The sequence below is a fragment of the Legionella busanensis genome, assembly GCF_900461525.1.
In the GTDB taxonomy this organism is placed as follows: domain Bacteria; phylum Pseudomonadota; class Gammaproteobacteria; order Legionellales; family Legionellaceae; genus Legionella_C; species Legionella_C busanensis.
In genome coordinates this window covers 2,909,734-2,924,363 of sequence record NZ_UGOD01000001.1, presented here as the reverse complement: position 1 = coordinate 2,924,363, position 14,630 = coordinate 2,909,734, and the positions used below count along the sequence as shown (strand labels likewise).

Sequence of the window (14,630 nt, the reverse complement as noted above, 5' to 3'; positions counted from 1 at the left end):
GCTTAGCCCAACTTACTCCTTACAATATCATTCATGCAAATTTTCTGTCATCCCCGCGTAGGTGGGGTCCATCCTTTAATGAGCACTGAGACTAGTTTCACCATGGATTTCTGCCTACGCAGGAAGGCATACATTATCCATCTAGTATCTTCCTTTTTCTTCTTCCATTGCATTATAAAATGCTTCAGCTAGCTCTTTCGTAGAGAATACTTTTTCTTCCAGGTAGATATTAAGAGAGTTATCATTATAGAGTTTGCCATTTAAGTGATCAGTTTCGTGCTGCCATACGCGAGCTGGGTAGCCACTTAAATATTTTGTTATAATTTTTCCTTGTTCATTTTGATAGATTGCCTTTATAGCCAGATAACGCTTCACATAGCCAACCTTAAAGGGAAGCGAAAAGCATCCTTCCCATTCATATTCTGTTTTAATGGCCTTATTATTTGTAGTAGGTACTGGAATATAATCTGGATTAATAATGACCTCGATTTCTTTATCTGAGCCTTTAGGCGAAAATAAAAAAATACGCTTATCAATTCCCCATTGATTTGCTGCCATGCCCACAGAATCGCTCCAAGCAGCTTTTCTTTTTTGCAATTGTGCCGGTAAGATTGAATATTTCATAACTTTTATTAGTGCTTTATCAGAGTTGGTTAAAGGAAAAGTTACAGGCTTAATAACTTTGTGCAAAATAGGTGAGGTGCTAGAAACAAAATTTAAAGGCTGAGGAGATGATATCTTGCATGAATGCAAAAATATGACAAATAGATAACTTAATCTCTTAAGCACTTTTTTATTTAACATCGTACTAAATAAATATAAAAGTAAGTCTTAGATTAATTATCACATTAATTAGATTCTCCGCTAAATCCGTTGCTATATTTTTTAAGTCTCACAAAACTGATTTTTTAAGCTAAACTGAATGACAATTAAGTTTATAAAGGATTATTTATGTTAACTCATACTTGGAATAAATTTTCGATTTTTCTAATCGCCATTATTGCTACTTATCAACTTCCTACGGTGGTCTATGCGGAAGATTCTTATAGTTCCCAATTTATTAATCAAAGCAATGAAGGCCCTATTAAATATGTATTAGTTAAAACTCGAGTATGGCCTGAGTCTGGCTGTGTTGTGGATAGCGGGCAAGAAATTCTTATGCCTGGTGACAAAACACAACTGGTTATTTCAAAAAAACCAGGATGCGAGGAAGCAGGAATAGGGTATTCTTTCTATAAAAACGAAGACACAAAAAGAGAGAACCTCTTAGGGTATGTTTCTCACCGGTTTCGAGATGGTAAGTTTAGCTTACAAATATCGATGTTTTGCGAGGGCGGTCAGTGCGTTTTTAGGAATTTAGATCCAGATCAAACTATAAAAAAATAAATTATCCAGTCAGAACTGTCATATAGTAATATGGTTAATAATCTTTCCAGCTAAATTAATACGGATTTCATAGAATGACTAATCAACGAATAGTGTTTGGCTCGATAGTGTCGCCTTTTGTACGTAAAGTTTGGATATCCCTTCGTTTAAAACATTTAGATTTTGAAATTAAAGAAATGGCGCCTTTCTTCGAGGCCCATAAAGAAGCGCTGTTAAAATTAAATCCGCTGGGCAAGATTCCTATTTACCAGGAAGATAATTTTACGCTTGCAGATTCATCCGTAATTTGTGCTTATCTTGAAAAGAAATATCCTGCACCTGCACTTTATCCTTCTAAACCTAAAGATTATGCTCAATGCCTATGGTATGAAGAATACGCGGATACAGTATTAATTCCTACGGTGAATACCATTTTCTTTAATAAAGTTCTTGCCAGAAAGTTTAATCGAACGCCTGATGAAGCTGCGATAAAAATAGCTTCAGAAGAGAACCTTCCTGAAATTTTTAACTATCTTGAACAACAAATTAATAATAAACAATATTTAATAGGTAGTGCGCTTTCATTAGCTGATATCAGTATAGTTGTCGCTTTTCTAAATTTGGAATTGGCTGGGATATCCATTGATAAGACCCGCTGGGAAGCTTTAAGTATATATGTTGGGCAAACAGCACAAGAGCCAGTCATTAGCGAAGCATTTACTCAGGCACGAGAAAGGCTTACAAAAAAATAAAGTAATAATTTTTAGCAAATAACCTAACTTTTTTAAAAGAACAATAATTATGTTAAAATCTAGGTCATTTTTAGATCTGTTGGCAAGCCATGCAAGATAATTTTAGTCAGTTTGAAAAACGTAAACAAGATCACATTAAACTAGCTTTATTACCCGCTAATCAAGCTTCAGAGTTAAATATCTTTGATCAAGTTATCTTGCAACACGAGGCGCTACCTGATCTTAACTTTAATGACTTATCTATAACGAGTACTCGATTTGGCAAGTCTATTAATAAACCTTTTATGGTAAGTTCTATGACGGCAGGGCATGAGAAAGCCAAAGCAATTAATTATACCTTGCTTGCCGCTTGCGCAAAAAGCGATTGGGCTATGGGTGTTGGTTCGCAGCGACGGGAACTCTTTGATAATGAAGCCGCACAGGAATGGCACTCGCTTCGTCATGATTTTCCTAATGTAAGTCTCTTTAGTAATTTAGGGATAGCTCAACTATTAGAAGTTTCCTTAAGCCAACTAGAACAATTAACAGATGTATTGCATGCTGATGGATTAATTATTCACTGTAATCCTTTGCAAGAGGTTATCCAACCTGAGGGAACGCCGTTTTTTAAAGGGTGTTGGCAAAAATTGGAGACCCTTATAAAGCGTTTTCAATTACCAGTCATTATAAAAGAAACAGGTTGTGGTTTCGCAGCAAGTACTTTACAACGCTTAAATGATATTGGAGTAGCTGCGGTTGACGTAAGTGGATTAGGTGGCACCCATTGGGGCCGTATTGAAGGTTGCCGCTCTCAAGGTAAAATACAAGAAAAAGTAGCGGAAACCTTTAAAAATTGGGGTATTACAACAATTAAAAGTATATTGAATGCAGTCTCAATTAAGCCTCAATTTGAAATTTGGGGCTCTGGTGGTGTGCGTCATGGATTAGATGCAGCAAAATTATTTGCTCTTGGTGCTACAACGGCTGGTTTTGCAAAGCCAATATTAGAGGCGGCATTAATCGATTCAGAAGAAGTTTATAAGCTGATGACTACAATAGAATATGAACTGCGGGTTGCCATGTTTTGTACTGGTAGTCGCGTGCTTACAGATTTAAAGGGGAAAGCATGCCTATAAGCAAAGACGCAGGAAAATTATTTCAAGGATTTTCTCGGTTAACGCGAGAAGAACGATTTGAACGTTTAGTGCAATTAGGTGCGCTAACTGTTGAAGATTTAAATTACTTAAATCGTGGTGGCGTGCAAGATACGATACTGGCAGATAAACTAATTGAAAATGTGATTGGTTATTTTCAACTGCCACTAGGGGTTGCTACCAATTTTTGTATTGATGATGAAGATTATGTCATTCCATTAGCAGTTGAAGAAACCTCAATTATTGCTGCCTTATCTAAAACGGCAAAGTGGATAAGACAGCGAGGTAACATCACTACTTGGGTTGAGGGTGAGAATATCTTAGGTCAAATTCAACTTGCTAACGTTAGAGATTTTGCTCGTTTTTCTGATATTTTTAATAAAAATAAACTATTTCTAATTGAAAAAGCGAATGAAGATGTTGCATATACCATGGTTCGACGTGGTGGTGGCGTAAGTGATTTGAAGCTTCGCCATTTATTGCGTGATGATGGTGGGAATATGGCAATTATTCATTTAATGATGAATAGCTGCGATGCCATGGGTGCTAATATTATTAATCAAGTTTTAGAATACTTGAAAGAGCCGATTGAAAAACTCACTGGTGAGCAAGTCACTATGTGTATTTTATCGAATTTAAATGATCAGAAGCTTACAACAGCACAAGTTATTATTAATGATGTTGAGCCTAAATTAGGTAAGCGTTTAGAAGAAGCTTCTTATTTTGCTGAGCAAGATCCTTATCGCGCTGCGACCCATAATAAAGGTGTTATGAATGGCATTGATCCAGTTTTAATTGCAACAGGAAATGATTGGCGCGCTGTAGAAGCAGGTGTACATGCTTACGCCGCACGGGAAGGACGTTATCAAGCCATAACACGTTGGCGTTATAATCAAGGCCAACTGGTTGGCCAGTTAACAGCACCTATTATTGTCGGAACAGTAGGAGGCGTAACAGCATTGCATCCAACGGCTAAATTATGTTTAAAAATGATGGGTATTAAATCAGCTAATCATTTATCCCGTATTATTGCAGCAGTCGGATTGGTGCAAAATTTAGGTGCTTTAAGAGCGTTATGTACCGAGGGGATTATCAAAGGGCATATGAAGCTACATATTGATAATTTACTATTAGTGGCAGGTGCGACTGACCAAGAGATACCTGTATTAAAAGAACGGCTACAGCATTTACTGTTAATTAATAAACGAATTAGCCTAGCTAATGCAAATGAGCTTTTATTGTCTTTACGTCAAGCAAACATTGCGCCATGAAATGGCAAATTCCGGCAAAGACATTTTTGGTAGGTGAATATGCAGCGCTTATAGATGCGCCTGCAATTCTTCTTACCACTGAACCCAACTTTGAATTAACGATTAAAGAAAGTGTTTCTTCTTTAATACATTCTAATTCACCTGCTGGCCGATTTTGGTGCGAGCAGGGTCGATCCTTAAATCAATTAGATTGGGTTGATCCTTATCACGGCAGGGGTGGCCTAGGTGCCTCAAGTGCACAATTTATTGGTGCTTATTTAGCTGATTGTTATTTAAAGGACGAGCTACCCAAAGGTGAGAATTTACTCAAGGCTTATTATCAATATGCTTGGCATGGTCAGGGCGTTAAACCAAGCGGTTATGATGTCATAGCACAAAGTCAACATGGCTGCGTTTATATTGATAATTCTAATAAAACCATTTCCTGTTTTGATTGGATATTTAAAGACATTGCTTTTATTTTATTACATACAGGCAATAAGTTAGCTACTCATGCTCACTTAGAGTCGGCAGCGCTTTTACCAGGCTTTGAGAATCTTAAGCCTATTGTAAAACAAGCTGGAAATGCTTTTAAAGAAGGTGATAGCGAAAAATTGATTAACGCCATTGATGCTTATCAACGAGCGCTTACTGAGTTAAATTTAGTTGCGCCAACTACCTTAGAGTTACTTAAGCAATTTAAAACCAATAACAATTTTCTAGCCGCAAAAGGTTGCGGCGCGTTAGGTATGGATATTTTATTATTAATTGTATCAAGCCATAAGTTAAAAAACATAGTTGATAATTTAAGGAAAGAGAAGTGGCTAGTGCTGGCAACGAGCCAAGACCTTTTTCAAGGTAAAAAACTCTTAGAATTGCACCAGATTAAGACGAGCAATAATTATTACCCTGCTTAAAGTGCCTAATTTAATTTTAATGAAATAAAAATTTCCTATAAGAAGTAGGAAATAATTCAGCAAACTACTTGAATTTTTAGCTTAATCCGGTATCATCACATCCTTCTTTGGGCCGTTAGCTCAGGTGGTAGAGCAGAAGGCTTTTAACCTTTGTGTCATAGGTTCGAATCCTATACGGCCCACCATTTTTGGTTATGTAGTGTTGTCTACTAAGCGCTAGACCAGGTGTAAACGCTTAAGGTAAAGAAAGGTATAATAGATACCTTATACCTTTGCAAGCTTACGCGACGTATAAACTTAGCAGATAGCGATATAAGCTCAAAGAAATTAGAATTACCCAAATTGGGCCGTTAGCTCAGGTGGTAGAGCAGAAGGCTTTTAACCTTTGTGTCATAGGTTCGAATCCTATACGGCCCACCATTATTTGATACACCAATTATACACCGCCTCACTGCGCTCGTAGCTCAGCTGGATAGAGTACTTGGCTTCGAACCAAGGTGTCGGGGGTTCGAGTCCCTCCGAGCGCGCCATTTTTATCCTTTAAAATCAACAGGTTATAATTGAATTACTACTCTAGAGTACTTGGTTTTTACCTAAATTGTGGCATAAACGTGTCATAAATAGCTCTTTAAATATTTTATTGGTATAAATTTAAAACAACATTGACTCAATTTTTAAATAGAGTACTTGGTAATATCTAACATAAACTCGTAGGTTGGGCCATCCGGCCCAACAAACACTTGTCAATCCAACACGCATTTCATAAACTCCAAGTCCCAACGGAATAAAAAGAGTCCAACAATGCGATACAGACGAGCATACGTATGCGGTGCCACTTATTTTTTTACAGTGAATTTAAAGGATAGAAAAAGCAATCTATTGATCGAAGAAATAGATACGTTAAGAGGCTCTTTTCAAAAAGTAAAACAAAACCATCCCTATAAAATTAATGCCGCAGTCATCCTCCCCAATCATCTCCATCTAATCATGACCCTGCCTGCAGGCGATTCCAATTATTCGCTACGCTTAAATTTAATTAAAGGTGAATTTTCAAAACAAATCATGTCTACAGAGGCTATAAGTCGAAGCCGTAAAAATAAAAAAGAACGAGGTATCTGGCAAAGAAGATTTTGGGAGCATTTGATTAGAGATGAACAGGATTATATCCATCATGTCAATTACATTCATTACAATCCGGTTAAACATGGTTATATTACCCATGCAATAGACTGGCCATATTCTAGCTTGCATCAATTCATTAAAAGAGGTGAGCTACCGAAAACCTGGAGTGTTGAGAGGCCCGAAGCGGTAGAAAGTATGGATTTGGAGTAGATGTTGGGCCGCGTGGCCCAACCTACGCTTGCTACTTCGAATTCTTTGAATAAATCTGAAAAAGATAGTATTGACTCTGTACTTTCTTTCTATGGTTCTAAATCTTCTCAGTGGCTAAGTGATTTAACTCATTCGGAAGAACCTTATTGCTGCTCGTAAAGGATTAGCAGCAAATGAGCGTGGAAATAAAGAGATAACTCTGCAATCTATGGCAGAGTATTACGAATCGTTATGAGAACATGGCAAAGAAGAAATCTAAAAAACCAAAATTTAGTAAAGAACCTAAGCCTAGGAGAGAGCCGCGCGTAGGAAAACAATTTTCTTCTGATGATGCCGGTCAAGTTGTTTGGAGCTTCTCCCTGATTGATTGCGAAGGGCCCTGGGGATTTAAGTTGATTTGTAGAGACGCGTTGCTTAGCTTAATTACAGAAGGGTTCGAAGGAAAAGAAGGACTTAATTGGGCTATTCTTAAAACAAACGGATGTCATAATGTTTTTAAAAGTCAGCTCGTCAAGAATGCTCAGAAGAGATTAGAAGAAATAAAGTTGGATGATCTAGATGAGTTATTTTCAATGAGATTTACAGGAAGGGCGCGAGTCTGGGGTATTAGAGACGGAAATATATTTAAAATTCTCTGGTGGGATCCTGAGCATCAAGTTTGTCCCTCTAGTAAAAAGCATACATGAATAATTTACTATAAGGAAATTAGCAGAGTTAAATGTAGCAGATTTGTAATAAAGTGCAGTAGCACCATCATTGTTCATACTTAGAGGGAGAGCCTATCATAATAAATATAAATTGGCTGCTCTAAAATAAATTAACTTATTAGCTCACAACATGTACTTACTGGTTATGCTCAGATAAGTACTTTCAACTTTTCTAATAAATCTAAACTTTGATTATCTAGCTTAGAAAAGGCAAACCACTTTTTGCCCAGATCCTTGATAGAAGCGCCTATATGATATATGGCTTTGTCAATTATTAAAAATCGATCATGTGCTGAGTCAAGCGATTTTAAAGTGATACTTCTATATTGTTGATTATATTTTTCAACATCAAGTTTTAACCTATTATTTATAGTCTTTGTAAGAATAGTAATTTTTACATCTGAATTAGCTTTTGATAAATGCGTTAATACCGATTCATCAATATAATTATCAATTAAAATAATTTCTTTTTTAGCTTTCTTAATTAATTGCGATATAAAAACATAAGCATCAAATATTTGACCATCATAAAAAATTCCTTGCTTGTGTTCAGGCTGATTATCTTCTAGAGCGCTAAATATTTTTTCAAAGCGCCCATCTGTTTTCACTTCATAGTTAATTTGTCTTTTTTCTAAATTATTAATCTTTTGGAATAAAATATCGTTAGACAGCAATAATTTGCGCATCTCAACAAAGGCATTAATAATTTGAATACTGATTTGTATAGCTGTAGGACTCTTTAAAACTGCTGAAAGCATGGCAACCCCTTGCTCAGTGAAAGCATAGGGCAAATAACGCCTTCCACCTCTAGTGTTTGAGGTCACAAATTGTGACCTCAAACTATTAAGCTCTTCCGAAGTTAATTGAAATCTGAAGGCTTCTGGAAAGCGCTCTTCGTTTCTTTTAACAGCTTGGTTAAATACTTTAGTTTCAACATCGTAGAGCTGAGCAAGGTCGCTATCAAGCATAACTGCAACGCCTCGAATATTGTAAATTTTATGCTGAATACTTTCTGCTCTTATTATGTTGTGCATATTTATCTTTAATTTTAGTAAATGGTTTAGCTATAGACGGAAAACTGTGATTGTAATATCAATTCCATATTAACTGGTATAGTCATTAACTCATTAAGCAGCATAAAGGGAGTTTCATTTAAAATTATGATGTAGCAGAGTTGTAACAAACTGTAGTATATCTATAGTTGTTTCATGCAGTTCTAGGCAGTAATTGGCAGAATTGTTACATCGCAAGTTGCTGATTTTATTAATATTTATTATTGTTAACATTGGCTTCGAACCAAGGTGTTGGAGGTTAGAGTCCATCCGAGTACGCCATTTTAACTAATTTATTCCGAAGACATCAGTTACCTATTATACCGCAGATGCTTTTAGGAGACATATCGGGGGAATTATCATTTTTCTTTGAGTTTAGAGGATAATTATAAAAAAATACCAAATAGACTAAACTTAATTTAGATAAGCCGTAATGAGGAGAAAGATTTGAATAAAAGAGTTATTGTTCTTTTATCAGGTGGTATGGATTCTTCTACTTGCCTTGCCCTTGTAAAATCAAAAAACTATGACTGTTATGCAATTTCTTTTGATTATGGTCAGCCCCATCAAGGAGAGCTGGCGGCTGCTAAAAGAGTGGCGGAACATATTGGTGTTCAGGAGCATAAAATTTTTACTTTTAATATGGCTGCTTTTGGAGGAACCGTTTTAAACAATCATAATTATGGAAAAACCAGGACTTATTTATCCAAAACTCTTCCAGTTGTTCAGGCTCCTTCTCATAATCCTATTTTTTTGGCTATTGCAATTGGATGGGGCGAATTAATTGATGCTTATGATATTTTTATCGGCGCTACCACCGTTGATTGGGCAAATAATCCAGATTGCACACCGAAATTTTTGAATGCTTTTGAAAAGGCAGCGAATTATGGCACTAAAGCTGGTATTTCCGGAATGCGCTTTAAAATTCATGCTCCTTTTAATTCTATGTCTAAAGGTGAAATAGTAAAAAAAGGGCTTGCACTTGACTTTGATTATTCATTAACGCTTTCTTGCTATCAACCTGAAAAAAATAATCGCGCTTGCGGCGTTTGTCATAGTTGTCGAGAGAGAAAAGAAGGGTTTCAGGAGGCGGGAGTATTTGATCCTGTCTTATATGCACGTTAAGCATGAAGCAAAAGAATCTTCCCACAAAGAGGTTCTAATTTTATCCATTGGGATTCGCTATTTAGGACGCTTTTCGGTTGACATCTACAATATAGCACTGCCAGTGATCTTTGCATCACTCCCTGCTGTTGTCTCCTATCAAACTCTAAAATTAAGTGTCACTATATATTTTTTGGCTTCAGCAGTTTCACAATTACTATCAGGTTTTTTTATTCAACCAGCAAATATTAATAGGGTTTTTGGTGCTACATTTTTATGTTTAATAATAGGGTTGCTCTTCTGCATTGTTTCAACCAGTATAAACCTATTAATTTTAGGCCGTTTTCTTCAAGGATTGGCAATTGGCGTGTTACCCACCATGATGGGTTATCTTTTAAGCGAAACGCCAGAATATAAAAAATATATTGTGATAAGGGGTATTTTTGCTGCTCTTGCTCCTGCCACGGGTATGTTAATAGCAGGGATTTTACTGTCCATGTTTGGTTGGAAATCGACTTTTTTATTTTTATTAGCTTTGTCTATAGGGATATATTGTTATTATTCATTTAATGTAAAGCATCGGAAGGCTTTATCTTCTTTCTCTAAATTAAATAGTATTCAATGCTATTACACGGTCCTAAAAAAACCACCATATCTTTCTCATATTATAGCGATTAGCTTTTCGTCGGCAGGTTTTATTATATTTTTTGTTAATACCCCCTTTTTATTAAATCAAACTTATAACTTTCATATTATTATTGTTGGGCTAATAAGTGTTTTTGTTGCCCTTTTTATTTCTTTTGGCCGAATAATTGTTTTTTTTCTTCAAAAAAAAGTGAAAGGAGATATTATTATTTTTTGCGGATTATTTTTGCAATTTTGCGCAGGTTTTCTTTTTATGATTACAGCTATGACCCATCACCTTACTCTATTTATTTTTTTAGGTTTAGGAGCTATTCAAATGATTGGTTATGGCATTATAACGCCTTCTATTACGGTAAAAATTATTGAATTAACAAAATCCATTTCCGTTCCTATCGGTTTGTCGTTAATGGGGTTTTTTATCAGTTTTATAGTTTTTCTAATGACACTTTTTAACTCTATGCATTATCCAGGAAATATAAACATGTTTACCAATACACTTTTTGTTTTGTTGGCAATCCCTGTGGTATTAAAAATGTTGACTTTTAAATCATGAGTGGCAGAAAACCTATAGCAATTCTTTTTACCGGCCTCCCAAGTTCAGGAAAAAGCACGCTCGCTTTAGCGTTAAAAGATAAAATATCGACGGTAGATAAACGTCCGACAATTATCTTAGATAGCGACCAAACGAAAGAAATTTTAGCAAGAGAGTTAGGGTATTCAAAAGAAGAGCGAGGAGAAAAGCTATTACGTATTGTGTATGTTGCTTCGCTTCTTATGCAAGCTGGTGCAATTGTGATTTGTCCTGTTATCGCACCTTATGAAGAACATCGATTAGAAGCTAGACAGCAACTTGAAAAAGAAGGACATTATTGTGAAATTTACCTTTCTACCCCATTAACTATTTGTAAGCAAAGAGACGTAAAAGGACTGTATCACAAAGCAAAAATTGGGCTGATTGAGCATTTCACAGGAGTAGACGATCCTTATTTTCCCCCAAAAAACCCTGATTTAGTGCTTGATACCAGTAAGCAATCTTTGGAGTCTGCGTGTAATCAAATAATTCAGTTTCTTGTTAGGAAAGGTATATTGGTTCTTGAATAGGCAAGTTCCTAGAGCTTTCCCTGAGTATTATGAGCGCTTTGGCTGGAAAAAATTGGTATGGGTGAATTTAAAACTCATCTTGTAAAGGTGATGATGAGAAATTGTAATATATAACAGTGAGATACAAAAATGATACAGATCGTATTTTTATTTTATGAAGGTATGACAGCACTCGATGCAATAGGTCCTCATGAAATTTTATCTCGTATACCTGGTGCTATAGTGAAACGAGTAAGTGCAATTCCTGGTGAGATTCATACTTCTTCAGAGCTGGTTTTAAAAACCGAATATGGGCTATCCGAGGTATCCCATGCAGATGTATTAGTGATTCCTGGGGGTGGAAAAGCCCCAGCCTTGCGTGACTATCCTGATATTCTTGAATGGATTCGACAAATCCATGCAACTACTGCATGGACTACCTCTGTTTGCACAGGTAGCCTTATTTTAGGTGCTGCAGGGATTTTATCTGGCAAACGTGCCACTACTCATTGGGCTGTGATGGATCGCTTAAAAACTTGGGGCGCAATACCTATCGAACATCGCGTGGTAGAGGATGATAAAATTATCACCGCTGCAGGTGTTTCTGCGGGCCTTGATATGGCCTTGGTTCTTACTGCCAAACTTGCAGGCCAACCGCTCGCTGAGACATTGCAATTGGGACTTGAGTATGATCCTGCACCGCCTTTTGACGTTGGTAGTCCTAAAAAAGCTAATCCTGCATTGGTAGAAGTGCTAAAAACTAAATTGCTTGAACGATTTGAGCCTGCTTAATAGTTAACAATAACAAATGGGACAAGTTAGCTGAATGATAGGCAAAGATTAAATGTTGGGCCAAGTGGCCCAACCTACGCTTGTATACCACTTGGTAGAAGGGCTATAAAAATGATAAAAGAAAAGCTAGTAAAATTAAATTTAGAGTATCAAATGCCGCGTTGCTATTTCAAATGGAATACTCGCTAAATTTTTATTTTTGGCTTCTACCATAATATCAAAATCCTTCCTAAATGATCCTGCCCAGGCATTGCATGCGTCATTCCACATCATGTTACTATGCTGCCTGAGCTGACTTTTATTATATCCTTTAGACAGTAGCTCATTTAAATCAGGAAGAACATCGATTGCATGAGAAGTTAATACATGCTCTGGTGACACCGAATAATGGATGACGGGACGAACACCACGCCAGCTATCTATAACGCGACGTATCCGATCATCATTGATCTGAATATACTCACCTGTTTTTATCCAGTGGTGATGAATATCTAAAACTAGCGCTAAATCTTTTTCAAGCTCTAGGCTTGCGTCAAGACCCCATGACATTTCATCATTTTCAATGGTAATAGAGTTTCTTGCTTCTGGTGATAACCGACCTAAAATTAATTTAATGGCCTCAGGGCCTCGCTTACCAGAAATATGGACATTGCATTTAAAATCCTGGAATGTTTTACCGTATCCCATCCATCTAATTAAATTGGCATGGTATTCAAATTCAGCAATGCTGCGCTCAACAATATCAGGTGTAGTACTAGCAAGGACCACAAATTGTCCAGGGTGCATACTGAGGCGGACATCTAATCGGCGAGCCAAATCACCAGCAATACGAAATTTTTCTTCTAGAAAAGTCAAAACATCTACTTGTTGCCAGAAATACTTAAATTTTGGATGAGTAAAGGCAGGTAATTGATCACTACCAATTCGAACCATCCGTTGCTCGGGAACTAAATTTCCCACGTAATTAATAAGATTGTAAACAGAGCGTGTATTATGGGTGATAATTTCCCATAATTTTTTTTCCGCTTCATCCTTGCTTTTCGACTCAAGCCATTTAATAGTAGTTGTTTTTTCCGAAAAATTTTGTTGTATTTCTTTTAAAGTTTTGGCGCTTTGATTTTGATTAAAATCCATGTATTTGCATGCAAATCCTACTCGCTTGAAAACCATTATTTGACACCTTGTAGAATACATTTAATTATTTTTTCTTACTCAAAATCCTTATCTTTAAAAAGATAGGGATGAGGCAAGATAAAAGGATATATAACAATGAGAGCACTATATTCTATATTAAGCTTTTAGTTCTATCGATGGTAGTTTTTTCGCACTGGACATAGCTTGATAAGGGTATTCTAGCATACACTAATACATTCAAAGAGGAATTGTTACCAATGATTGGGTATGGTTTCATACATTGCGAGCAGATAATCGCTTTGGTGAATAGTTTTTATTGTCGGGGCATAGACCCGGCTGACCTACTAAGATTCAAATGATGGTTAGGAATAAATGTTGGGCCGAGTGGCCCAACCTACGATTGCTAAATTTATAGAAGTTATTTTCAATATTATATTAATCTTTCTCGGGCCTAGGTATAATTTCAAATGGATTCGGAATTGAGGTTTTACATTCTTGATTTGAAGAACTTGTTAAATTTTGTTGTTCCACTTGCTTAACAAGGTTATTGAATTCTTTAAGGCCCTTAAGACCTCGTTCTTGCTTAGGACTACCAAACGGTTCTTTGCGAATATCTTCTTGTACTTGCATTCTTATAGAATCTGCACTGCCTTCATAGAGTCTACCGCTGCCTATTGAAAGTTTGTAGTTGTCTTGAGGTGATAATTTATTTCCTTCATCAGCAACACCGGCGCAGCAGAAGTCGCACATTCTTTCTGCCTCCTCTTCATAAAAATTTTTTTCTTGTTTTTTACTACGGAAAACAAGTATGGGTGGAAAATTATTAAGGAGTTGTCCTCTTTGCTGCTCAACTTTATCTTCTTTTTCTTCCTTATTAATGCACTTCTCTCTAAAGTCTTTAACTAAAGATGAATCAGGAATACCTGGTTTTAGGTTTTGAAAGAGTATCATCGTTTTTATCTCTGGAGTCATAATTTCTCCTTAAATAATTTGAATTTTTATATAGAGAGTTGAAAAGAACCCTCTTTTATATCAGATTTATTGAGTACTTTACTTAGCAAAATTGATATAAAGGCCTTAACAGATAATTTAGTAGAGATTTATTTTATTGTCGATTATTTGACATAGTGTTTTTCTGCACTTGAAAAATTATAAGTTACTAACTCCTTAGATAATTAATGTGATTTGACTTCAGTTCTTGAGTTAAACAGGGGCGCTAGGATTACATCAACTTTATTGCTCAAATGATCTAAATTTAAAAATTTATAAATCAACTAATAGCGGTGCCTGCTCGGCCTCAAAATTAAAGTTTTAGACAAAGAAATAAGTGCTTTTCGTATTAATAGGTTAGATTTTATTTTATAAGT

Annotated in this window: 16 protein-coding genes and 3 tRNA genes; 15 read left to right on the top strand and 4 right to left on the bottom strand. The window is 36.1% G+C overall.

The window, feature by feature from the left end; genetic code table 11:
- Window positions 1–141: 141 nt before the first annotated feature.
- The gene (locus tag DYH30_RS12945) at window positions 142–804 is read right to left on the bottom strand and encodes a peptide deformylase (protein ID WP_115332052.1); all 663 of its coding nucleotides are present in this window, start codon (window positions 802–804) and stop codon (window positions 142–144) included.
- A gap of 147 nt (window positions 805–951) precedes the next feature.
- Between DYH30_RS12945 and DYH30_RS12940 the strand changes: the two genes are divergently transcribed.
- The 11 genes from DYH30_RS12940 to DYH30_RS12890 all read left to right on the top strand — a co-directional run bounded on the left by DYH30_RS12940 (window position 952) and on the right by DYH30_RS12890 (window position 7,435).
- Window positions 952–1,386, top strand: a complete 435-nt coding sequence (locus DYH30_RS12940; protein ID WP_115332051.1) for a hypothetical protein — start codon at window positions 952–954, stop codon at window positions 1,384–1,386.
- Between the two features lie 74 nt (window positions 1,387–1,460).
- Complete coding sequence (locus tag DYH30_RS12935; protein WP_115332050.1) at window positions 1,461–2,117, top strand: glutathione S-transferase family protein; 657 nt, start codon at window positions 1,461–1,463, stop codon at window positions 2,115–2,117.
- 89 nt (window positions 2,118–2,206) lie between these two features.
- Window positions 2,207–3,232, top strand: coding sequence for a type 2 isopentenyl-diphosphate Delta-isomerase (fni, locus tag DYH30_RS12930; RefSeq protein ID WP_115332049.1), 1,026 nt, complete (start codon window positions 2,207–2,209; stop codon window positions 3,230–3,232).
- The gene (locus DYH30_RS12925; RefSeq protein WP_115332048.1) at window positions 3,223–4,521 is read left to right on the top strand and encodes a hydroxymethylglutaryl-CoA reductase, degradative; all 1,299 of its coding nucleotides are present in this window, start codon (window positions 3,223–3,225) and stop codon (window positions 4,519–4,521) included. Before fni ends, DYH30_RS12925 begins: the two co-directional genes overlap by 10 nt.
- A complete protein-coding gene (locus DYH30_RS12920) occupies window positions 4,518–5,417 on the top strand; it encodes a mevalonate kinase family protein (RefSeq protein WP_115332047.1) in 900 nt (299 codons plus the stop codon). Before DYH30_RS12925 ends, DYH30_RS12920 begins: the two co-directional genes overlap by 4 nt.
- A 109-nt stretch (window positions 5,418–5,526) precedes the next feature.
- A tRNA-Lys gene (locus DYH30_RS12915) sits at window positions 5,527–5,602 on the top strand.
- A 159-nt stretch (window positions 5,603–5,761) separates the two neighbouring features.
- Window positions 5,762–5,837: transfer RNA gene (locus DYH30_RS12910), tRNA-Lys, on the top strand.
- A 33-nt stretch (window positions 5,838–5,870) separates the two neighbouring features.
- Window positions 5,871–5,947, top strand: a tRNA-Arg gene (locus DYH30_RS12905).
- A 271-nt stretch (window positions 5,948–6,218) separates the two neighbouring features.
- Window positions 6,219–6,749, top strand: coding sequence for an REP-associated tyrosine transposase (locus DYH30_RS12900; protein WP_115332046.1), 531 nt, complete (start codon window positions 6,219–6,221; stop codon window positions 6,747–6,749).
- Window positions 6,750–6,908: a Panacea domain-containing protein gene (locus DYH30_RS12895; protein ID WP_115332045.1), complete on the top strand. Its 159-nt coding sequence runs from the start codon at window positions 6,750–6,752 to the stop codon at window positions 6,906–6,908. It begins immediately after the preceding gene.
- A gap of 80 nt (window positions 6,909–6,988) precedes the next feature.
- The gene (locus tag DYH30_RS12890; protein ID WP_115332044.1) at window positions 6,989–7,435 is read left to right on the top strand and encodes a hypothetical protein; all 447 of its coding nucleotides are present in this window, start codon (window positions 6,989–6,991) and stop codon (window positions 7,433–7,435) included.
- 170 nt (window positions 7,436–7,605) lie between these two features.
- Here DYH30_RS12890 and DYH30_RS12885 read toward each other — a convergent pair whose 3' ends face one another.
- Window positions 7,606–8,490 carry an ORF6N domain-containing protein gene (locus DYH30_RS12885; protein WP_174233268.1) on the bottom strand — a complete coding sequence of 295 codons (885 nt, stop codon included), beginning with the start codon at window positions 8,488–8,490 and terminating at the stop codon, window positions 7,606–7,608.
- A gap of 465 nt (window positions 8,491–8,955) precedes the next feature.
- Between DYH30_RS12885 and queC the strand changes: the two genes are divergently transcribed.
- The 4 genes from queC (at window position 8,956) to DYH30_RS12865 (ending at window position 12,129) form a co-directional block, all read left to right on the top strand.
- Window positions 8,956–9,633, top strand: coding sequence for a 7-cyano-7-deazaguanine synthase QueC (gene queC / locus DYH30_RS12880; RefSeq protein ID WP_115332042.1), 678 nt, complete (start codon window positions 8,956–8,958; stop codon window positions 9,631–9,633).
- Entirely contained in the window at window positions 9,623–10,810 is a 1,188-nt protein-coding gene (locus DYH30_RS12875; RefSeq protein WP_115332041.1) for an MFS transporter, read from the top strand. The genes queC and DYH30_RS12875 overlap by 11 nt, the downstream gene beginning before the upstream one ends.
- Window positions 10,807–11,358 (top strand): adenylyl-sulfate kinase, encoded by a 552-nt coding sequence (gene cysC, locus DYH30_RS12870; protein WP_115332040.1) that lies wholly within the window; start codon window positions 10,807–10,809, stop codon window positions 11,356–11,358. Before DYH30_RS12875 ends, cysC begins: the two co-directional genes overlap by 4 nt.
- 129 nt (window positions 11,359–11,487) lie before the next feature.
- Window positions 11,488–12,129 carry a DJ-1/PfpI family protein gene (locus DYH30_RS12865; protein WP_207385793.1) on the top strand — a complete coding sequence of 214 codons (642 nt, stop codon included), beginning with the start codon at window positions 11,488–11,490 and terminating at the stop codon, window positions 12,127–12,129.
- A 141-nt stretch (window positions 12,130–12,270) separates the two neighbouring features.
- Here the strand turns inward: DYH30_RS12865 and DYH30_RS12860 are convergent, their stop codons facing one another.
- Window positions 12,271–13,299: an apurinic/apyrimidinic endonuclease family protein gene (locus DYH30_RS12860; protein WP_160116215.1), complete on the bottom strand. Its 1,029-nt coding sequence runs from the start codon at window positions 13,297–13,299 to the stop codon at window positions 12,271–12,273.
- A 399-nt stretch (window positions 13,300–13,698) separates the two neighbouring features.
- A complete protein-coding gene (locus DYH30_RS12855; RefSeq protein WP_115332038.1) occupies window positions 13,699–14,235 on the bottom strand; it encodes a hypothetical protein in 537 nt (178 codons plus the stop codon).
- Window positions 14,236–14,630: the final 395 nt, after the last annotated feature.